The sequence below is a fragment of the Woeseia sp. D3-10 genome (assembly GCF_055809415.1).
Genome location: NZ_JBVVTW010000007.1, coordinates 1,612,526 through 1,634,488 on the forward strand (window position 1 = coordinate 1,612,526; position 21,963 = coordinate 1,634,488).

The 21,963-nt window shown below is 55.7% G+C and carries 15 protein-coding genes; 4 read left to right on the forward strand and 11 right to left on the reverse strand.

Features of this window, described 5'->3' with window-relative positions; all coding sequences use genetic code 11:
- Window positions 1–175 precede the first annotated feature (175 nt).
- Window positions 176–2,023 carry a sensor histidine kinase gene (locus tag AC0L8N_RS07865; RefSeq protein ID WP_473667055.1) on the reverse strand — a complete coding sequence of 616 codons (1,848 nt, stop codon included), beginning with the start codon at window positions 2,021–2,023 and terminating at the stop codon, window positions 176–178.
- A 57-nt stretch (window positions 2,024–2,080) separates the two neighbouring features.
- Window positions 2,081–2,767 (reverse strand): response regulator transcription factor, encoded by a 687-nt coding sequence (locus AC0L8N_RS07870; protein WP_473667056.1) that lies wholly within the window; start codon window positions 2,765–2,767, stop codon window positions 2,081–2,083.
- Window positions 2,768–3,042: 275 nt separating this feature from the next.
- Here AC0L8N_RS07870 and AC0L8N_RS07875 point away from each other — a divergent pair, with 275 nt between their 5' ends.
- Window positions 3,043–5,772 (forward strand): RCC1 domain-containing protein, encoded by a 2,730-nt coding sequence (locus tag AC0L8N_RS07875; protein WP_473667057.1) that lies wholly within the window; start codon window positions 3,043–3,045, stop codon window positions 5,770–5,772.
- Between the two features lie 40 nt (window positions 5,773–5,812).
- Here AC0L8N_RS07875 and AC0L8N_RS07880 read toward each other — a convergent pair whose 3' ends face one another.
- The 6 genes from AC0L8N_RS07880 to AC0L8N_RS07905 all read right to left on the reverse strand — a co-directional run bounded on the left by AC0L8N_RS07880 (window position 5,813) and on the right by AC0L8N_RS07905 (window position 11,924).
- The gene (locus AC0L8N_RS07880) at window positions 5,813–6,163 is read right to left on the reverse strand and encodes a RidA family protein (protein WP_473670081.1); all 351 of its coding nucleotides are present in this window, start codon (window positions 6,161–6,163) and stop codon (window positions 5,813–5,815) included.
- 83 nt (window positions 6,164–6,246) lie between these two features.
- Window positions 6,247–7,005: an aspartate dehydrogenase domain-containing protein gene (locus AC0L8N_RS07885; RefSeq protein WP_473667058.1), complete on the reverse strand. Its 759-nt coding sequence runs from the start codon at window positions 7,003–7,005 to the stop codon at window positions 6,247–6,249.
- Between the two features lie 2 nt (window positions 7,006–7,007).
- Window positions 7,008–8,255, reverse strand: coding sequence for a pyridoxal phosphate-dependent aminotransferase (locus AC0L8N_RS07890; RefSeq protein ID WP_473667059.1), 1,248 nt, complete (start codon window positions 8,253–8,255; stop codon window positions 7,008–7,010).
- Entirely contained in the window at window positions 8,248–9,498 is a 1,251-nt protein-coding gene (locus AC0L8N_RS07895) for a dicarboxylate/amino acid:cation symporter (RefSeq protein ID WP_473667060.1), read from the reverse strand. Before AC0L8N_RS07895 ends, AC0L8N_RS07890 begins: the two co-directional genes overlap by 8 nt.
- 25 nt (window positions 9,499–9,523) lie before the next feature.
- A complete protein-coding gene (locus AC0L8N_RS07900) occupies window positions 9,524–10,330 on the reverse strand; it encodes an aspartate/glutamate racemase family protein (RefSeq protein ID WP_473667061.1) in 807 nt (268 codons plus the stop codon).
- Complete coding sequence (locus tag AC0L8N_RS07905) at window positions 10,311–11,924, reverse strand: N-acyl-D-amino-acid deacylase family protein (RefSeq protein ID WP_473667063.1); 1,614 nt, start codon at window positions 11,922–11,924, stop codon at window positions 10,311–10,313. Before AC0L8N_RS07905 ends, AC0L8N_RS07900 begins: the two co-directional genes overlap by 20 nt.
- Window positions 11,925–12,136: 212 nt before the next feature.
- On the opposite strand from AC0L8N_RS07905, the gene AC0L8N_RS07910 reads away from it, so the two are divergent.
- A complete protein-coding gene (locus AC0L8N_RS07910; protein ID WP_473667064.1) occupies window positions 12,137–13,030 on the forward strand; it encodes a LysR family transcriptional regulator in 894 nt (297 codons plus the stop codon).
- Window positions 13,031–13,437: 407 nt separating this feature from the next.
- Here AC0L8N_RS07910 and AC0L8N_RS07915 read toward each other — a convergent pair whose 3' ends face one another.
- The 3 genes from AC0L8N_RS07915 to AC0L8N_RS07925 form a co-directional block, all read right to left on the reverse strand.
- On the reverse strand, window positions 13,438–14,190 hold the full coding sequence (locus AC0L8N_RS07915) for an SDR family NAD(P)-dependent oxidoreductase (protein WP_473667066.1): 753 nt from the start codon (window positions 14,188–14,190) through the stop codon (window positions 13,438–13,440).
- 141 nt (window positions 14,191–14,331) lie between these two features.
- Window positions 14,332–16,542, reverse strand: a complete 2,211-nt coding sequence (locus AC0L8N_RS07920; protein ID WP_473667068.1) for an alginate lyase family protein — start codon at window positions 16,540–16,542, stop codon at window positions 14,332–14,334.
- Entirely contained in the window at window positions 16,539–18,719 is a 2,181-nt protein-coding gene (locus AC0L8N_RS07925) for a polysaccharide lyase 6 family protein (protein ID WP_473667070.1), read from the reverse strand. The genes AC0L8N_RS07920 and AC0L8N_RS07925 overlap by 4 nt, the downstream gene beginning before the upstream one ends.
- Window positions 18,720–19,341: 622 nt before the next feature.
- On the opposite strand from AC0L8N_RS07925, the gene AC0L8N_RS07930 reads away from it, so the two are divergent.
- Both AC0L8N_RS07930 and AC0L8N_RS07935 read left to right on the forward strand, forming a co-directional pair.
- The gene (locus tag AC0L8N_RS07930) at window positions 19,342–20,085 is read left to right on the forward strand and encodes a FadR/GntR family transcriptional regulator (protein WP_473667071.1); all 744 of its coding nucleotides are present in this window, start codon (window positions 19,342–19,344) and stop codon (window positions 20,083–20,085) included.
- A gap of 323 nt (window positions 20,086–20,408) precedes the next feature.
- Complete coding sequence (locus tag AC0L8N_RS07935) at window positions 20,409–21,953, forward strand: hypothetical protein (RefSeq protein WP_473667073.1); 1,545 nt, start codon at window positions 20,409–20,411, stop codon at window positions 21,951–21,953.
- The last annotated feature ends 10 nt before the right edge of the window (window positions 21,954–21,963 follow it).

The window sequence follows — 21,963 nt, forward strand, 5'->3', positions numbered from 1 at the left end:
CATTCTCTGTCGTTGCCAAGCTGGAGGAGTGCCCTGACCGGAGCACTGTCACGTTGCGATACCCGCGATTACACAAGCAGCTGACTCGCCAATAAGCGGAACGACTGCGCTGGCAGGCAACACATCACACTCTCGAATCGGATCAGGGACAGCAGCCGACCACGCCCAGCCACCGTTACTGCTTTACCGGCAAGATACACAAGACTTCGGTACCGCTCGGCGAAGAACTCACACGCAACTCCGTCCCGATTTCACGGGCACGGACCCGCATGTTCTGGAGTCCGCGGCCTCCTGTTTCTTCGCTCATGCCGTCGCCGTCATCGGCGACACTGAACATTACGCCCTCACTGGCATTACTCAGGGTTACTCGAATTGTCGTACAGTTTGCGTGCCGCACGGCATTCGTCACTGCTTCCTGAAGGATGCGCAGAACATTGAGTGCATCTTTCGCATCGAGTCCAAGATTTGCGGTCTGCTCATCAATCTCCCAGTGAATCTCCACGCCGGCGCGGCGCACGGACGGGGATACCCGGTGCCGATACGCAGCCAGCAACTCCTGAATGCCGTTGCAGTCCGGAGCCAGCGAATCAACCACCAGCCGCAGGTCATCCAATGCGTAGCGCAGCGCCGTCTGCAAGTCTTTGTCCTGGCTTTGCTCGCTCAGTGCCAGCGCGTGGACTAACTGCCCGCCCAGGCCGTCATGCATATCGCGCATCAAGCGGCTACGTTCCTCTTCGATGGAGCGGCGCTTTTCCTCGTCCGCAAGCCTGGCATAGCTCCGCTTCAACTCGGCTGTACGTTCCGCCACTGTTGCATTGAGCTCGTTGGTTTTCATGCGCGAAACTTTGAGAGCTTCTACAAAGCGCCTGATCAGGTGCCACCCGAACAGCGTAACCGGCAACATGGCCACGTACTGCAAATAGAAATTACTGCCGGACACCCACGGTGGAAAATACTGGTAGAGAATGTCGCGAATACCAACGCCGATAAAAATTCCGGACGCGAGCCACAAGCTCAGACTCTCGTAGGACCAGTCGCGTTGAACCGCAACGAAATATCGCGAAGTAACGAGAAGGGAGCACAGCAAAGTCCAGGGCGTCAGTAGAAATGCCACGACCGTGTTCATGGCTTCGAAGCCTGATATCAGTACGGCCAGCACCAGGAGACTTGCTATGACAGAGCTTATGGCCATAACGCTTCGCTCCGATTTCGGAGCAGGAATGCGGAAGAAACGATTCACGAAGATAAGTTCGATAACGATCCAGCCAAGAGTCAGGTACCCAAGCGCAAACCAAACAGGCAGTTCGAGGGGTATCCAGTCGATCAACGGATGCGCGGTATGCAAGCCCCATAACAAGATCATGAGCGAGTACCAGCCGTAAGCTGAATTCCTGGGACTGACCAGAAACAGAAAGAACACGACCAGGCCAAACAGTCCCATAACAATCAGCAGGGCAATCGGCAGGAGATCAACTACCAACCTTTGGTCATCGAAGTCTCGTTGCACCAGTTCGAATGGAGCGATGTAGGCATAAGGCATGCGGGTGTTCGCCATGTGACGGGCGATACGCAAATCAAGAACGCGGGCATCCGCCTGATCGCTTGCCAACGGCAGTGGAACCTGAAGCGGCGACTGAAAATACGGTAGCGGCCGGGTCATTCTGCCAAGCATGAGCAATCGCTCTTGTTCAAACCAGATATCAAGACTGGCCAGCGGCAACGGGAAGTACAGCACCGGTACGCGGTACATAGGTTTAACGTTGAATCGGTACCAGACGCTGGTGAACGGGTCATTCTCGCTGCGAACCGGTAGCTGGCTGGAATCAACTGTACGCCAACCGGATACAGGCGGCGTTGCCGACGAGCTGACAACGTACTCCGTTGGCAGGATCCGATAGATATCGTCAAGTTCGTACGGCTGATCGAGCCATGCGAACAGTTGCAGTGTCAGAACAGGTCCCGCGAAATACAGCAAGCCATACAGCAGAAAGTGAATCTTCCGTGTGGGCTTCGGAAAAAGCATGGGGCGTTACGTGACAGGCTCGGCAACGATGCCAATCATTACCGCTGGCACCCGATTTCAAAGACGGTCATCGATCAATCCAAGCTGTCGTGCTTCAAACAGCGCCTCAGCCCGGGAACTCACTGCCAGCTTGGTGTAAACCCGTCGGGTATAAGTGCCAATGGTGTTCACTGAAATCCCCAGAGCCTGGGCCGACTCTTTGTTGGACAAGCCTTTGGAAGCCAGATGAAGAATTTCAAGCTCCCGGCTGGAAAGTAAGGTGCGTGCCGCATTCAAATCCGGATCGATGACTGTATCCGCTTCCGATTTTGCCTGAAACCGGCGAATCAGGTGTTTTGCTATCCCCGGCGAGATGGGCGACTGGCCGGCAATCACCTGCTCGAGCGCATCCGCCAGATCCTCACCTGGAGCGTCCTTTAGCAAATAGCCCTGAGCGCCAGCACCTATCGCACGAACGACGCTGCTTTCGTCACCGAAAACCGAAATAACCAGAATCGGAACCTGCGGAGACCTTGCTGTGAATTCGGCGATCAGCTCCGAACCATCACCGTCCGGTAATTGCAGGTCAACCAGCAGTACGTTGGGTGACGCCGATATCAGCTGCCGGCGCGCGGACTCAAGCGTTGCCGCAGAACCGAATACTGAAAATCCGACTGCTTCATTCACTTTTCTGACCAGGCTTTGTCGCGTCACAGCATCGTCTTCGACGATAAACACACTTACAGGTCGGTTTGAGGATGACATAGCTTGACTCGTCCGAAAATGACGCGGGCTCTTCGCACGCCGAGCATGACTATAGAACGTTTAGAAACTCTTGGTGAATGACGGCATACCGGTCACTTCTTTCCGGCCTTAATGTCAGCACCGTAAAGCACAAAGACAGCGACAACCGAATAACTATAGCGCGTAAGAACCGCAAATAGGCGGGACGAAACAACAATCTTGTCACCTGAATACATGACGGAACACCGAAAGCGTACAAGTAGCATCTCGTCAGGATTTCACACCGGACTGCTGACATGGCACATAGAACCGTACAAAAGCACCTGCTCGGCGCATACGCGCGCACTGCAAGAAAGCTGGCTCTGGTGGGGCTGATGATATCGCTCGGTGGCTGCGACTTCTTGTCTTCATGCAGTGAAGACAGAGAAGCGCGGGAAGCCTCGTTCAGCATTGTATCCGTCAGTGCCAAACGACCGATATCATCAGTGACCGGTGAATCGCCGGACTATGTGGCCATTGATTTGCTGACAGGCGAACTCGGCGAATCGATCGACCTGCAAATTGAGGTACGGTTGATCGGCAGAAACGTCAGAACCGATTCTGCCAACGTAGCAGTCGTTGGCACAATTGAAGGAGCCGAAATCAGGCAGGCTTCCAGCAATGGCGAAGAACTGTCATCAAACGCAGGTGAGTCCCGTTCCACTCGCCTGTTGAACTATCGAATCTCCCTCAATGAATACTACGATATCAGCAGTGCACCTATTCAGTTCAATGTGACAGCCTCCGCTAATGGCGGAGAGTTCTTCGACGACATGAGCCTCACATTGCCGGTAGAGATCGTTCGAAGTGATTATCCGCCATCACTCGCGCCGCCGGCAGAAGTCAGCGCCGGCCATGCTCATTCCCTGGCGGTGGCAGCCGACGGACAAGCCTGGGTATGGGGCAGCAACGAGAGCGGCCAGATCGATCAGCTCACCAGGCAACCCGCAACCACGCCTGTGCCTGTCGATATTCCGCAAACGGTTCTTACGGTATCCGCTGGCGTCAGTCACTCGTTGGCCGTTACCGATAACAACCAGGTATACCGTTGGGGCGAAGATGCTTTTGGCAATCAAACGGCACCGGAGTTGGTCGCAGATATCGCAGACGCCGCGGCAGCGTTTGCCGGAAACCGCGCCTCCTATGTCATCACCACCGACAACCACCTGTATTCGTGGGGCCGCAACGATTTTGGAATTCTTGGCACAGATGAATCGGGCAGCAACGCTGTCCCCACCCTGCTCCCCATCGATAATGTTGTCAAAGTCGCAGCCGGCGAGAAGCACGTGCTGGTTTTGAGGGAGAACGGCGATGTCTGGGGCTGGGGTGATAGCCAGTACGGGCGCCTGGGTGACTTCTACCGCTCATCGGTCAGCGCTGTTCGGCTGCCTGAACAGATCGTCGATGTCGCCGGTGTGATCGATATCGCAGTGACGAGTGACATGTCATTCCTGGTTTTTGACAGCGGACGCGCCGCACTGTTTGGCCGCTACCATGACCTGGCTGAAGTCGGCGGCCCCAGGGATACTGAATCCAACTTCAAGTACATTGAAGGTGTATTCGATGCTGTCGGCGTGGTTGCCAGTGGTTTCGGCGGATCGGTGGCGTTTATTCGTCGTGCAACCGATGGCAGCATCTACTACAGCGTTGCAGGCGATAATGCCGCAGGACAACTCACTTTGTCGCCGGTCCTGAACGTCTCGCAGGCAACAGACACTGACCTGCCGACAGCGCCGGTTTTGATTTCCATGGGCACAGAGCATGGCCTGTTTTTGCAACGACAGAATACGTGCGCGGCCGTATGGTCCTGGGGCTCGGCGGCGGATGGTCGTCTGGGACGGGCAACGCAAGACAGTTCAACACCCAACATACCGTTTCCATTGACTGCTCTGGGTGCCGAAACCTGCTCGATCCTCACCGTGTCGACGGATAACGGGGGTGGACTCGCCAGCACCCCCGGCAGCATAGATTGCGGCGCAAGCTGCACGGCCGATTTCGCGACCGGCGAGAGCGTCACGCTCGCGGTAACTCAGCAGGCCGCCACTTTCAGTGGCTTCGGGGGCCAGTGCAGTCTGGACGACGGTTCCCTTGATACCTCCGCGCCATTGTCGCTGTCGATGGACGGTCACAGGTTCTGTCCCGCCACGTTCAATACTCCTTCCGGTAACATGCCGCCTGTTGCACGCCTGTCTCTGACACCAACCAGTCCCGTCGACCTTGGCACGGTTGTAACCTTTGACGGTTCGGCCAGCACAGACCCGGATGGAAACATCATTTCCTGGGACTGGGACCTGGACGGCGATACGCTACCGGATGCCAGCGGTGAAATTATTAACTTCACCTATCAATCGGCAGGCTATCGTGCGATCACGCTGACTGTAACGGATGATGGCGGCCTTACGTCCAGTGCCAACGGCATTGTCGACGTAGTCAGTGACCTTAGCGAGCCACCCGTCGCTGCATTCACTATCGCACCCAGTGACACCGAGCGCGTTGGTACGAACTTCTCTTTCGACGCGTCATCAAGCAGCGATGATGTGGGTATCGCCGGTCTGAGCTGGGACTTCAACAATGACGGGAGCTACGAAGAAAGTGGCGAGATTGTCAGCTACGCGCCGTCATCGCCAGGCGACTATGACATTCGGCTACGCGTTACCGATACAGATGGCCAGTTCACGGACGTCATACAAACGATTCACGTCTTGCCGCCTGCAAGCGGTGTGCAATACCGGCTAACCATCGTGATTACCGGGCCCGGCCAGGTCGATGTGCCGTCTTTTGCCGGACCGCTACCAGACAGCAGTTGCGACGGAACCGACTGTTATATCGATACGGATGAAGGAACAGAGCTCACCATTGATGCCAATCCGTTCACTGGCTCCGCATTTGCGGGTTGGTCGACTGCAGAGTGTGACAGTATCCCGAGCACAAACCGCTGCGTAGTCACACTGGACAGCGATCGCACGGTAACAGCCACTTTCCAATAGCGAAAGTATTTCGCGTTGACCTCAAGAATATGAATCGAGACTAGACACGAACAGCAATTGCCTGCATCTCAACTTTAAGCTCAGGCGCGGCAAGTCGTGCTTCAACAGTTGCCCGCACCGGTTTGTGGCCCTCGTCAAACCAACCCTTCCAGGCCTCATTCATGCCCTGGAAGTCTCGTATGTCAGACAAATACACGTTGATGCTTATCAAGCCATCGCGAGTGGTGCCCGCAAGCTGAATGACGCGTTCAATCTCATCGAGAACTTGCGTTGTCTGCACTTCGATCGAGCCCGCGCGGTCTGGAGAAACCCTGCCCGCCGTATAGATCGTATCGTTGGCGATGACGACGTTCGAGAACAGGCCGTCTGTTTCCAGTCTGGTGATGTTAATACTTTTCTCCGCTAATCAGTCAAGGTTTATAAGAACACGATTCTTACATAGCTGACACTCAGAAGTAATGTCACTGCACTCTATTAAACGAACATGTACGGTGAATCATTCCCCAAAATTCGATCAAGACTGCCGCATGCCGATATCGGGGTATACCGGCCAGTCACTCCGCCGGTCGAATGCGAACTAATGTCCAGTTTGAATTCGACTCCATCACCTTTGACCAAAATCGTATGGGAATTCGTGTCTGTCGACGGATCCGAAATGACTACTGACTGCGTGTTGTCGAAGCCTATTCCCGCAAGCGCTACGGCGGCATGAACGTTTGCATTGAGCGGGAAGCTTTCGACTGCACCCCTTGCACAACCGCGGTAGACCTCGGTTCGGGAAGTATCGTCGCGGCCCAGTGAGCTTGGATTCTTGACGGTTTCAATTTCCACGCTCGTAAGGATATCCCGAGCGTCAAAAATTCCGTCCAACCCCAGTATCGCACCGTGCGGGAAGTAGAGTCGTTTGTTGCCGGCACGACAACGATCACTCGTCTTTGCTGCAAATTCGGCATCGCTGAACGCTGACATTGAGAAAACGACCAGATCAGCAGTTCCTGCGTAGTGATCGATATTTTTTTTCAACACGTCGGCGGTTGCGCATTCCACAATAAGATCCGCGTGACACACGGTGGCGTCGAATTCCGCAACGACCGGGCAAAGAGCACCGCAATCATTCACAAAGTGGGGATCGTGGATGAAACCGACGGTGTGGTCGCCACGCTTCATGAGGTGCTTGACGAGGGTCTTGCCGATCTTCCCGCAGCCGAGAAAACCGACAGTCTTGCGCCCCATAGTCAGCTCTGGCCCTGCTTCAAAGCGGTACCCGATGGCTGTCGATACCGATCAACGATCTCGACGATACGGTGTATCGCTGCCACTGCCGCCGCGTGGTCCTGAGAAAAATTCATGCGAATACTGCTGGTAAACTGCGGCCCGAACTCGGTGCCCGGCGTGACACTGACCGACGCCTGCAGTCGCAACGCTTTGCAGAAGGAAACGATGTCGAGATTGATGGACGGTATGCTTGGAAAGAAATAGCTGCCTCCCTCGGTCAGTCTTGAAACGAATCCTTCCGCAGAATCGAGCACTCCATAGATGTCATCGCGAATGGCCTGATGTTGCGCAACCCGGTTTGCCATCCAACCAACCGGTTCGGAGAACCAGTTCTGGAGAGTCGCCTGGCAATACCCTGCGGCGCGCAACGAGACAATTGCCTGCAGTTTTTCCATGCGGTCAACGGCACTCGAGGGTCCGATTGCCACTCCCAGCCGGAATCCGCTGAGTGATTCGGTCTTCGACGGGCCGATAATGGTTATCAGATTGTCCGGGTCAGCCTGACTAAGCGACCGAAGGTGCGTGTAAGTCCGCTGGTCGAAGATTTGCCGTGAATACAGTTGGTCGGCAATGACAGTAGCTCCGTACTGCTGCGCAAGGCGAGCAATAGCTTCCACTTCCACCTTCGAGTAAATCACGCCGGTCGGGTTGTTCGGGTTAGAGAAGACGAACAAACGCACGCCATTGCGAAAAGACTCTTCGAGTTGAGTCAGGTCCAGCCCGCTACCGTCGCGGGTCGCAAGGTAGTCCATTTCGACGGGCACCACTTTGCCCTCGAAGAACTCAACCAGCTTACGATTGGCAAAATAGTCGGGTTCGACAATAGCGACTTTGTCTCCTCGGCAGATGCTCGCACCCATCGCGAGGAATAATGCACCCTGGGTTCCCGGCGTCACTATGAGCTCACGCTCTGAATCGATGCTTGCACCCGTGAAGTCCGCCAGCTTCTGTGCAAGTGACTCACGCAGTATTTGTCGGCCTCTGTATTCGGTGTAGGCCTGGTCGGCACCTTCTTCGAACCCGGCAACAAATGTCTGCAACGACCCGGGAATCGGTGGAAACGCATTCACATCGCCGTGAGAAAAGTCGACGGGCACACCCTCAAGTTTCGGCCCGTACAACGTGGAGACATCCACCTGCTGCCGCGCCTCCTGGCCCGGGGCGCTGTCAACGCCCAATTTGGCAAATTTTTCGTCGATACTATTCATGCGAACTCGGATCCTTTTTGTTAGCGGTCGTGACAGGCGGGCTTCCATCAGTCCAGCGATCAACGCAGACGGCCGCAGACACCTGGCCAAGTATGTTTACACCAGACCGCATCATGTCCGGAATTCGGTCTATGCCGAGCACGATCGCCAACCCGCCGATCGGAACACCCACCGCATCCAGTGCCGGCGCCATTGTCACAACCGAGGACGATGGGACCGGAGCAACCGTCAACGACACGAGGAAGGTTGCGAGCAACGCCGCACTCATTGCCGCCAGCGGAATAGGGACTCCGTACAAATGCGCCAGAAAAACCACCGCGGCACCCTGGAACAGAGCGCTACCGGGGCGGTGCATCGACGCACCAAGCGGTACCAGAATGTCAGCGATGGTTGTCGAAACCTTGAGTTTTTTCGTGGTTTCCTCGAGCGTTACCGGAATGGCAGCCGCGGTACTTGTCGTAGATGCGGCAATTGACACCGCACCAAAGGTGCCGAGCAAATAGGCTACTGGCCCAATACGCCCGGCAAAATAAACCAGCGGCAGAGTTACAAGAACCACAAACACCAGCAGCCCGATACCGACACAGACGATGAATATCCCCAGCGATTCCACCAGGTTCCATCCCAGCTTCGCGGTTACTGGCGCGGCAAGGCCAAACACGCCGATTGGCGCCGTATAGAGTATCCACCAAACGAGCTTGATCAACGCTTCACTGCCAACCTCCGCGAGATCGACCAGTTTGTTGCGACGTTCTTTCGCTAATGTGCCGGTCGCTGCTGCCAGTAATGCTGTGAATACGATCAGCGGCAGTATGGCTCCGCTGCTGGCTGCCGCAAATGGGTTGGCCGGCACAAGAGAAACTATAAAATCAACAACGCCGGGCAGCTCAGGCACTTCGGCAGCTGTCGAGCCTGGCATTTCGATGGCTGTGGCATACCGCAAGCCGAAGCTCATGGTCGCCATACCGATAACGATCGCCGGGATCAAGGTAAGCCAGTAGTAGGCAATCGTCAGCCCTCCGATCCGACCCAGTTTCCTCGGGTCACCCAGTCCGGCGATACTGGTGAAGATCACAGCAACGATGAGAGGAATCACGACCATGCGAATGGCATTCATGAATATCGCGCCGAACGGTGCCGATGCCTCAGCGATCGCGTGCAGAGCAGGGTTCCCCGTCGCGGACGCTGCGAGACCAACAATGAGGCCAAGAATCAACCCCGCGGCTATAGCTATATGCAACATGCAATGACTCCGGCTGTCGGACAGTTCAGCTAAGACGAACGCGATCGGGCAAGTACGAGCGCGCAAACTCGCTGGCTTTCGAAAATTTCACAACATCACCCGTAACGCGCAGCTGCAACTCCGGTGTTCCTGTGCCGTTGGGCGTTTGCAGGTACTCCGAGCAAAACTCGCCAGGATCCAGAAACGAAACGTTGGGAAACAGAGCCTGCAGCTCTGACTCAACCATTGGAAAACAGGTACACGCAAGTACAGCGAAATCGCAGCTCGCGATGGCTTTTCGAAGTTCGTTGCTCAGGACCTCGTGACTCTCACCATCCCAGGGCTCGATACGTGCAATCTGCCGTTCAAGCTCCGTTGCGGCGATTGTTTCAACGTGAACACCCGCCACTTCAGCGGTCAAAATATCACGGTAGACGTCCTGGCTTGCCGTGTATTTTGTGGAAACGACAAGAACTTTCTTGTTGGCCAGCCGCGCCGACTCCGATTTGACCATAGCTCTGAAGCAATCGACCATCGATATAACGTGTTCCACTTTTGGCAAGCTGACACCGTTTCGGCGCATTAACTCGTAGCGCACGGACAACGTGTTGCACGCCATTACTATTGTATTGGAGTGCTCACTGGCCATGCTCATCCAGCGCTCAACGACACTGGCGATCAAAGCATCGTCTTTGACCCCCAGTGGATTGATCTGATAGTCAGCGAGAAACGTCGCGTTACTGGTATAGCCCGAGCCCCACAACGAGCGAAGGACGGACAATCCACCGATGCAGGAATCCGCAACGAATATGGACGTTGATGCTGGCACCCGATCAACCTGCATCCGCAACATGCTCAAGTTGCCGCCGCAACATTTTTCCCGGCATCGCATTGGTTCGCTGGCCGTCGGCGATAACGGGTACACCTTGAACAATCACGTAGGAAAAACCAGCGGCATATTCGTGCGGGTGTGCCCAGTCGTCGTTGTCCCGAACTGACTCAGCATCGAATATATTGATGTCCGCAATCGCTCCTTCAGACAGGGTCCCACGCGTTACAAGCCCTATTCGGCTCGCCGGAAGTGCGGTCATCTTATGAATGGCCTGCTCCATAGTGAGCACACCCAACTCACGAACATAACGACTCAGTACTCGCGGAAACGTACCGTAGTTTCTTAAGTGGGGAACGCTTTCGCCGAACTCCACCGCCGAACCGTCTGAGGCGATACTGGTGAACGGCGCCTGCATGATGCGCTGAACGTCTTCCTCAACCATCATGTGGTAGATAGCCGACCCATCAGCGTCGTAGAGAATTTTCATCGCGACGTCGGCGCCATTCTCTATCGTTGGCTCTAATCCGTGCATTTCAGTTACGTCAGCGAGTGTCTTGCCTACGTACTCGGGATTCGATCTAAAACTTGCAATGGTGATCCGCGACAGATCGCCAGCGGCCCTGGCACCGTTCAGTATGGCTATAGTGTCTGTTCGCACTTTCTCGCGAGTTTCAAGGTCATCAAGGCGAGCCTGAAAATCTGCACGACTGCCCGCCCTGGCCCATTGCGGAAGAACGTTCGCCAGCCCTGTACTACCCGCCGTATAGGGATACTGATCGATCGTTACATCCAGTCCCGATGCTCGTGCCGCCGCAACTTTGCCCAGGGTCGAAACGCTGTCCCCCCACATCGTATTGTCGGCAACTTTGAAGTGAGATATGTGCACCGGTAGGCCGGCTTCACGACCGACATTGATAGCCTCGTCAATTGCGTCGAAAATCTTGTCGAACTCATTTCGCATGTGGCTCGCGTATATGCCGCCTTCGTCCGCTGCCACACGCGCCAGCGCGACCACCTCCTTTGTATCGGAATAGGTGCCGGGCAGATAAATCAAGCCGGTTGACAGCCCGAACGCGCCCGCGTCCATTGCGGATTTGACTAACGCTTCCATTCGGGCCTGTTCGTCAGTCGTGGCCAGGCGATTGTCGTTGCCCATTACGTCTTCACGAACCGAGTTGTGGCCAACTAACAAAGCGAGATTCAGTGAAATGCCGGTATTCTCGATAGATGACATGTAGCTATCGAAATCCACCGGTGAATTCCCACAGTTCCCGGCAAGAATCGTGGTAACGCCCTGTCGAAGGTAGTTCTCCATTCCTGGGCGGTCCCGGATATTTCGGTCGGCGTGGTTATGCAGATCAATGAATCCGGGGGAGACGATCTTTCCCGTAGCATCGATTACGTGGTCAGCGCTGGCGTCTGCAAGGTTGCCGATCCTGGCCACTTTGTTGCCAACAATCGCGACATCCGCTTCATAACCGGGCGCACCGCTGCCATCGACGATGGTGCCGCCCAGGATGACCGTGTCGTAATGGGGGGTGGCAGTGCAGGATGCCAGCGCGGTAACAGTGCACAGTGCCACCGCGATTCCAAGCAGTCTCAAATTAATTCGCATTTTTGCTCCTGGTTGCCGGAATGGCGAGCGCATTGAGTCGATATCGTAATATCGCGCGAGGCTTACAGACAATCGCGATGCTTGTATCACCTATAACCCATGCCTATAGCTCACCGGGAACGAACACGGCACTGGCGCGAGCCAGCAGCTGCCGCCGAACTCGATATGGCATAATTCAGGTCGCGGTTTGAACAACCATAAAGCGAGAACTTGTGCGACTCAGACATATAGAGGTTTTTCACGCCGTCTACACTTCCGGCTCAATGGTTAATGCAGCTGCGATTCTGAACGTCTCACAGCCGTCGATTTCTAAAGTGCTTGCGCATGCCGAGCAACAACTCGGTTACACATTATTCGAACGGCTAAAGGGCAAACTGGTCCCTACCCCGGAAGCTCACCAGCTCTTTCAGCAAGTCAAGATTGTCTATCACGAAGTAGGCAAGCTGCGACAGGTTGCAGGCAATATTCGATCAGCAGGCCGAGGCCGCCTGCGGGTCGCAGGCACACCGGCGTTTGGTCTGGACTTATTGCCAAAGGCAGCCTCGATCTATCAGGAATCATCGCCGAATACGGTATTCGAAATTGAGAGCCTGAATCTTGACGAACTTACCAACGCGTTATTGGAATCCCGTATCGACATTGGATTCGCTCTAAGTCCAAGGTCGAATCCAAGTATCATCTCGCAGCGCCTGGCCCGCGGGAAATTCGTAGTTCTGGCGCCGGACAACGGTGCGTTTGACGATCTTCCGGAAATGACGATGACCGAGATTGCCGAGCACCCCTTTATCGCCTTGCATAGCCGCGGACCTTTGGGACAAGCACTTTCTGATTATGTTAGCGCGCACGACCCGCAAATCGACATCGTGGCCTGGGCGGACCCTTGGCACATTGCGAAATCAATGGTTGCTCATGGTCGGGGCCTGACGATAGTCGATGCGATCACCGCGCGCTCGGAAAGTTGTTCTGGTGTCCGTCTGATTCCACTGAAACCGGTCTTACATTTTGACGTTGCTGCCTTACATCTTGCCAACGCGCCGCTATCCATCGAAGCCAAACGCTTTCGAGACCTCGTTGGCGTGACCACCAAGACTTTCCTGGCAGATTAGCGATAGCCCTATCGAAGCAACGACTGCCCAAAGCAGCCCGAATCGTCGGGTACATTGGAAACGCGATCCTGTCCCCGCTCCTGATTCAAACGCTATGATTATCGACTCGGTCGCCTTATGCAGTGCGCCTCGGAGTAGCCAATCAGCTCGCATCTTCGTTCTGGCGCCCAGCAGAACCGGGGTGCTTCGCGCAACACAAGCTGATGATTACCGAGCGTGACCAGCGCCTTGTCAGACGACAACTTACGTGCCGAAAAGCGAATCGCTGCCCTGCCTGGAAAAATTTGTCTCTGTTGGGCACGGAAGACCGTACGGCGACCTGGAAAAGCCAGTGAACACATTATTCCTGTAGTCCGTTGCTCGCACCGACCGGTACGAGCAACGCTGGACTGCGTCGGTGACCGCTATCAGGAAAAGTTCAGTCCGCCGTTAATATCGACGCTAGCGCCGGTAATGAAGCTGGACGCGGGCGATGCGAGATAGGCAACCAGATCGGCCACTTCGGATGCCTGGCCTTCGCGGCGCAAGGGTGTAGCGCCAGCTACGTTGGCACGCACCCCATCCTTCGTGAACGTGTCGTGGAATGTCGTTGCGATCATGCCCGGGCACACACAGTTCGCCCGGATGTTCTTGGGGCCAAACTCTTTTGCCAGCGCGCGCGTGAACGTCATCACAGCACCTTTCGAGGTCGCGTAGGCAGCAGCACCTGGTCCGCCGCCATCGCGGCCAGCCAATGACGCAAGATTGACGATTGCCGCACCGTCACCCATGTGTGGAGTAACGTACTTTGAGGTCAGGAAGCAGCTGGTTACATTCAATCGCATCACCGACTCGAAGAACTCCATATCCATCTCGGCTAGCGATTTACGCGCAACAAGTCCGCCGACCACGTTAACCAGAATATCTATCGAATCACCAAATTCTGCACGCGTTGCAGCGACTAGATTCTCAACGTCCGATTGCTTGGTCATGTCACCAGCGACAGCAATTGCCATACCACCGTATGCCTTGATTGCAGCAACGGTGGCTTCGCCGTCAGCTTTGCTACTGTGATAGTTCACGACCACTTTGACGCCGTTGGCGCCAAGTTTTTCCGAGATCGCGCGTCCGATATCTCTTGCTCCACCAGCTACGATGGCGACTTTGTTATCTATGCTCATTGCTTTTCCAGTCTGTAATTGATCAGTGGATGCTTGTGCGCTTACTGGCTTGATCTTGACGCCGAAGACTCGCACGGCCAGCGGCGCCGGTAATGCGCCTGGTACGAAGAAAGGTACGTTCGGTGTCGTCGCTCAATGCCGTCACTGCCGCTCTCCCTGTTCATCGAACAAAGCGTAGTAGCCATTCCACTCAAACTCACGGCCATCGACACTCACTGTGTGCGTAAGGTCGGGATTCGAATCATAGGACAGGCCGAGGTAGTGGTTATCGCCTGACATGGATGAGATCTGTATAAGGTCCGCTCCGTTTGCATGAAACCGCTGCAGTTTGCGAATGCTGCTGCTACTGCGCGCCGTAAACTCATCGGGTCCGTTGTACTCGCCGTGCGGCTCCAGAACCGAGACGAACGAATTCGTTTTGGCATTGCTCACCCGAAGGATCAGTGCCTGCTGCCGCCGCAGATTGAAATTCGGGTCATTGGCACCGAGCTCAGCCACGATAGTTTCGAGGTCGTTCTCAGCAAGTGTGGTGTAGGTGTAAAAACGGTTGTCGTTTAACCAGGTCAGTCGAAAGTTCTCTCCGTCGTCTACCTGCGCGGTCGACCGGCGCCAAAGATGCTGATAACCGTTGGCCTCGCCCAGTACCGGCAGGTCGGCGGCATCGCTCTCGAAGTTCGGGCTGGATGAAATAATCTGACCCGCGAAATGCAAAGGCAGATCGTACTGGTGTTCGTTGGCACTTGCGGCATTGAGGACATCGACAACGATCGGCCCATTGCCCACCACACCATCGATCAACGCAATTGTGCGGCTGAAAGTGACATCTGAGTACGCATTGCGCGACAACGCGGCGGTAATGCGGATGTTGTCGTGACTCTCGAACAACAATGGCGTGGGGTGGTACTGCTCTGCGAGCTTTTCATCGCCGCCGAAATGACTCCGTTCGTCCACGACCAGGGTGTTGTGCGCCACCGTCTGTTTTGCCCAGGTGTCGTTCTCCGGCAGGTAGACACCGCCGCTTTTCTCAACAACATTTAGGAATCGCGCAGCGCCGTAGTCCGTCACGATCTCGTGACCGTTGTCGTAGAATAGCCAGTGAAGTTTGTCGAAATGGCCGTGCCCCATACCGAGCGACGTCGCCTTGAACACCAGCGCCTGTTGATCGTCTTCCGCACCGTCGCGCAACACGATCAGTGCGCCCTGGTCACCGCTTGGTCCATCGCCGAAATAGGCGGATTGATAGTCGTAGGGATTGCTCAGGCCTGCATCGACAGCGCGGGCTAGATTGAAGCCATCGCCCGTCAAGACGTAGGGATGCTGAATGGCGGCAATGGACAGCAAAGCGGGGTCGTTAGTCAACGCATAGGCCGTTGCGATGCCGTAACGCAGCTCCACTGTGTTCAAACCCTTGTCTTTAATAGCGTCGTTAAGTGGGAAGAAGAGTCCGGCGTAGGATAAATCGATGCAGGCGTAGATGGCCTTCAGCAGGACATTGTCGCGATAGCTGAATATTCCAAGCTCCGGGTTGTTGGCCTGAATCGAACGCGCAAACAACACAAACGGCATCAATGCGTAGCGCTGGTAATACGGACCTTCCGTGTAGTAACCGTCCGGCGAGAACAACAGGTCGAGCTGTTTCATGAAACCCGACTTGCCGTCGCGCTTCAGGCCAAACAGGGCTTTCTGCACGTAATCATCGTCACCGATGACGTAACCGGTCATGCCCACTGCGGCAACTGCCCAGGTACCGTGATTGTGAATACGATCAAACGTCTCCGGCGACTCGACGGAAATGAAATCTGCCAACGGTCTCAGGACACCGTGCTCAATGCGGCGACGCTCTTCGCTGTTCAGAGTATCGATGATCGCGTCGTAGCCCTGAACGGCGTAGACCAGCCAGACGGCTTCGTTCAGGCTCTGCCAAAACATCCGGCCGGGAACGTTCGACTTTTTCACGGGATGACGCCCGAGCGTGGGGTAGAGCCCGGCGTACTCGAATAGCAGGTCTCTCGCGTAGGCAGCGTACTGCGATTCGCCGGTCAGTTGATACAGAACTCCGGCGTCGTGTATGGCGGTACCGTTACGTTTGTGTCGCTCGTGCGTGTAGCCACCGCCCGGGTCAACCGGAACCGGTACGTCGGGTGGCGTTTCGAAATACTCATCAGTTTTTGCCTTAACCGCCTCGAGCGCATCCGCAAACCCGGGCGCTGTCGCGAGTTCGCTTCTTATGCGTTGCGTATCGTCTGGCGATAACAGCAGTCGCGGATGCGGTGAGTCCGCCGCTGCAGCGGCAGATGCGAGCAGCAGAACCAGGTTCAACACGGTCACACTTAGTCGGGTCAGTGAGCTCACAGTTCATGGACCTCGGGATCATCAGTTGCCACGTATTCGTTGTCGCCCATCCGCAATTGCGGTTCACCGACTGTCTGCACAATTCGGATGGGCTGACTGTGGCTCAAGACATTGCTGTGCATATCGGTCATCTGCACGCCAAGCAGACGAATCGATGCCTCGGTCTTGTTACGCGTGCCATTGCCCACCATCTGCAGACGCGAGTTGGTCATCGAGAAGTGCGGTCCGAAGGTGCTCTCGTCGGTTCCGCCCCGGTAAATGTCGGCCACCGCCCCTTCGATATTCTTGAAAGATGTATTACTGATATCGATGTATTCGCCGTTGTATCGGCCGAGGTCTTCAGTCTCCTGACTGAGGACCAATACATGACCTGTGATATCGCTAAAGACCGAGTCCGCGAGTTCTATGCGATCAGCGAAGGTGTGTTTGGCAACTGTGAAAAAGTTAAATGAGTGATTCGTATTGAGATCGCTCACATTGGTACCCTGAACCAAGAGCACGTAGTTATTCAGCATCGAATAGCGGCTGGTACGAATGACCGTATTGCCCGCCGCGTCTGGCGCAGACCCGCCGGAGATGTCGAGGTCGACAAGTTTCAGGCTGCCACCGTCGGCGATCTCAAACAGAGCAGTTCGTTCAAACTCGATACTCGCTCTTGCAGTGCTATCGGCTGATCGGAGTGTCAATGGCCGATCAATAACCAAGGTGCGATCCGCGACGTGCAAACCCGGCGCAAGCAGAATAATGTCACCGGCTTTGGCCTGACTGACGGCTTGTACGAGCGCGCCCTCCGTTGTATCCACCGTATGGCTGCTGCCCGTATCGAATCGTTCATCGGGCCCCGGTTTCGGGTACCAGCTGACACCGACCGACTGCTTGTCGAGCACCTGCAAATCGCGACTCGCGCCGACCGTCATACCCACGGGGTATAACAGTCCATTGGCCGCCGCGCGAAGTTCTACCGGGCGGCTGCTGAAGCCATCTGCTATTGCCGGTCTGGCAACGTCATTGAGGACATTGCCCGAGAAACGCACACCGCTAACGTCGTCGTGCACAGTGATGACGTTGCTGGCATCTTCGTTGTAGATCAGGTTCTGGCGAAAGGCGGTGCTTACAGGTGGCGCGGATCGTTCTTCGTCGGCACCGGCCGCAAGTTCAATATGGGTACTGTTGATGATGGAATTGTTCTCTACCACCGAGTCCTCAACCTGGTGATAACGATTGATCGGCGAGTTCGGCACGCCGTTCATGATAGTCAAAGCGGCACCGAAACGATGCCCGGTCAAGCCTTGCATATAGTTGTTGCGGACGGTCTGGCGCTTGTTAATAACGCGAATGCCACCGGTATGCCCTGCGCCATTGCCGAGGAACACATTGTTCTCAACCAGGTTGTCATTGCCGTGCCGCAACGTCAGCGTGCCACGGGACTCCATGAAGACATTGCCGCGGAACGTATTACGGCCGGACTTGCTGGAGATAATCTCGACTTCCCCGTCGCAACGATCGAAGTAGTTGTTTTCGACAACCGTATGGGAGTCGGTTAGCGAGTAGTGGCTGGTCCCGATTCGCAATGTCTCACCACCGTTGGAACCCAATACCGGTCGTGGTCCAAAATAGTTGTGATCAATACGATGATGATTCTCCTGGCTCTCGGGACTGTCGAGCCGCACGGCCATCGTCACACCCTGGTTACTCTTGCCTGCCAGGTGATTGTGATCGAAGCGGTTGTTTTTGCCGTACATCATGACCCAGTAGTCTTCTTCGAAACGTTCCGGGTTGTTGAAATGATCGATGACTGTTTCTGTTACCCGGCTATTGTTCGCGTATTCACCGCTGGTACGACGGAATGAGATGACGGTATTGGTTGGAGTATGGCCGTTCCTGAACACGAGGCCGGACACCAGCAGATAGTCACCTGCGATCCGCAAATTGGACTGGCCGGTCAACAGCACCTGGCCTTTGGTTTCGGCCGTCAATGTGATTGGTGCGGCGGCGGTGCCTTTGCCGGTAAATAGCACTTCGAAATCCCGCCACTCGCCATTGGCGAGTACAACTGTATCGCCGGGCTCCAGATGCCTGACGGCTTCGCGATACTCCGCCTGCGATGTAACCAGCGACTCCTTCGCCAGCGTCGCAGTAGTGATCAGACATGCAATAACAAGTGCCAGGTGCTTCATTGAACTCTCTCGGATTACCGCTTGCCCAATCGGCAGAAATTTCTGACCGGACGGATTAGCGACTTATGCAGCAATGGAATCCTCATTTGGAGACCACTCCAATGCGGTATCGACGTTCCATGTCATTGTCGGGACGGTAGACGGGTTGTTTGCACGATTTTCGCCGCTGACCAGATCGTACGGATCAGTGCTGTCTGAATCGTTATTCCAAGAGCAAGGCTGCTGTTGGTACGCATGTCGAATCCCCCCCGGGAGTTTGCGCAAGCGTAATTGGTCCGGCCAATTAACGCGTTTAGTGCTTTTTTAACTGTCTTTTTTCGGACCTGCCGACCGGACATTCTCATTGGGACAGTTTTCTGTCAACCACTCCAAGAGAATTGAACAAGCCAGTTGGTAGGACCAATTTGCCGTGAACCTATTGATCAGCGGCATTCGAATCCGACAACGAGGAACAGGATTGCCATGCCGATGATCGTGAAAATAACCATTTGTCGCGCGTCATTGCGCGCTCCCGAAAGGCAATTTCAGCCCGCGGGAATATGAATTGGTTATTGTTGTTTTGGAGATTGGTATACATACTTACCCGAACGACTGTGTACCCGGCCGATCAGGAACTAACTGCATGAAGAACGAGCGCCTGTACCACACGATCGCGAGCAAGCTCGAAAAACTCATCGACAGTGGCAGCTACCCGCCCGGCAGCCGCCTGCCGGCGGAACGGGAACTGGCCGAGAAATTCGGCGTAAGCCGGGTTGCCATTCGTGAAGCGGAAATCGCGCTGCAGGCCCTGGGCCGAATCAATATCAAGACAGGCTCTGGCGCATACGTCCTCGAACCACCGACGCCGCAAGACCATGAATTACCAAACGTCAGCGCGTTTGAGCTCACCGAAGCTCGTGCCTTGTTCGAGGCGGAAGCCGCCGCACTGGCCGCCGCACAGATCGACGAAGAGACGCTGGCGGAGCTGGATCGCTACATCGAGATCATGGCGACCACCGGCCCGCACGATGAAGCTGGCGAACTGGCCGATAGAGACTTTCACCGCGCGGTAGCCAATGCGTCCGGCAACGCAGCAATTACGCACGTGATCGAAACGATGTGGAAGTTGCGCACGGAAGTCGAGCCGGTCAAAGCTATTTATGAATCGGTTTGTTCCGAAGACTTCGGCGCGAGAGCAAATGAACACTCCGCCATTCTCGATGCGCTGCGCGCGCACGATCCAGCAGCCGCGCGCGTTGCGATGCGCCAGCATTTCACCCGACTTCTGGAAGCAATGCTGGACGTTACGGAAGAACGCGCACTGCAGGAAATACGCAAGCAGGCAACCGAAAGCAGGCAGCGTTACCTGAAGAGCGCGACGATATAGCGCGCACCGCCCGCCGAGCACGCTGATTGCCCCGCCCGGCGCCAGCGTTGCAGCCGACCTTTGCGCTCCACGCCATTGTCATTTCCCGCGGCGACAATGAGGGAGTTCCCTGATCTTTCTCGCTATTTCAGGTAGATTACGGACAGCCGATTTTGGCGTAGTTCGTGGTTTGTGTTGCCCGCCGGCAATTCGGCCGCGACTGCCGCTTCGCCGCCTGAGAAACAAGAACCTTCCACCCCAGTTCTGTTTTTTCAGGCACCTGATTTACAACGCCGTCCTTCGATAAGAATAAGGGGTATCAGTGGAATGGAGGCTCAGAAACCGTGCAAACAATAATTAAGGCCGCTCTACTCAGTACCGCATGCTTGATGTCTGCCGGCGCTGCCGCGCAATCACCAGCCGACATTTTTGCCGAGATGGACAGTCGCAAACGCGCAAGCCTGAATGGCGTGCAGAATTACTCCCAGATGAAATCGATGATGGGCATCTGTGCTCTCGAGTACTACGAAAAGGCATCGACGCAATCGGTAGATGGGCGCGGCACTGTGGAATACATGCGCCTTGTACCGATCGGCGAGATCACCTCGCGGCGCTCAGATGACAAGACCTTTGCAGACATGACCCCCGAGCAACTGGAGATCATCGCCGGCCAACTCCGTTCGCAGGGCCCCGCGATGGAATCAGCAATGCGCGATGAAATGCAGTCGGCCGGCTTGTCCGGTGGGCTCGGCGAAATGCTGATGAACCCGCCACCGAACGAACCCTGGTTGTCGGCCAACCCGAACGACATGATGGGCATGTACGGAACCATGCTGGAAGCGGCGGCAGAAGGTAAGCGCCAGGAAGCGGCGATGAACGCGGAAGCAGAAACGGAGGCGCAATCCGACCCGTTTGCACAGATAGCGAAACAAACCCGTATCGTCGGTCGCGAGAAGTTCCAGGACCGCGAGGCCGTGGTCATGGTTGCCGACGGCCTTAACCACACACAGGTTTCGGACGGTCAGGAATTCACTATCCAGAAAGTTACTCTATGGATTGATGAAAAAGCCTACTTGCCACTCAAGATGCGCATGGACGGCATCGCTCGCGAAGGTAATGAGACCCGCGAGCTGCGAATTGAACGCGAAGATTCCGATTACCGGAGCGTGCCTGGCTGTCAGTCGATGAACGAACCGTTTCGAACCGTCATGCGGGTCGCCGGTATTCTGAACGAGGAACAGCAGGCGGAAATGGTCGAAGCGCAGAAACAGCTGGAGCAAATGGATAGTCAGTTGGCGAGCCTGCCCGCCAGCCAGCGCGACATGATCATGCGGCAGATGGGACCGCAGATGGAGATGTTGCGAGGTCTGGCATCGGGCGAAGGTATTGAGATCGTGTCGGAAGTAACGGCGATGAGCTGCAATACGGGATTGCCAACGCAAGAAGCGTATTTCGCCATGATGCCGGGTAGCGCCGCTTCAAATTGCAGTGCACCGGGCACCACCGGCGGCCCGGGGGCTTTCAGCTTGGGCGCGCCGAACAGCACCATGAATGCGAGCAATACGGCGCCGGCCGATGTGGCCATGCCTGCGAGCGCTCCCGCGCCGGAACAGACGGCGGGAAGAAGCGCGGAGGATCTGGCCGCAGATCAGAAGGCCTGTCTCGAAGACAAAATCGCCAAGGCACAGGAATCGAAAAAGAAGAAACGCGGTTTCGGACGTTTGGCCAGCGCCGTCGCCCGTACTGCGGGCCGTTTCGGCAACCACGACGTTTCGCGAACGCTAGGTGACGTATACAGCGCAAACGCAACAGCGGATGATCTCTCTGCCGCCGCCAAGGATCTGGGCCTCACCGAGGACGATATTGCTGCTTGTGAGAATCCGAACTAAGAGCCTGCGA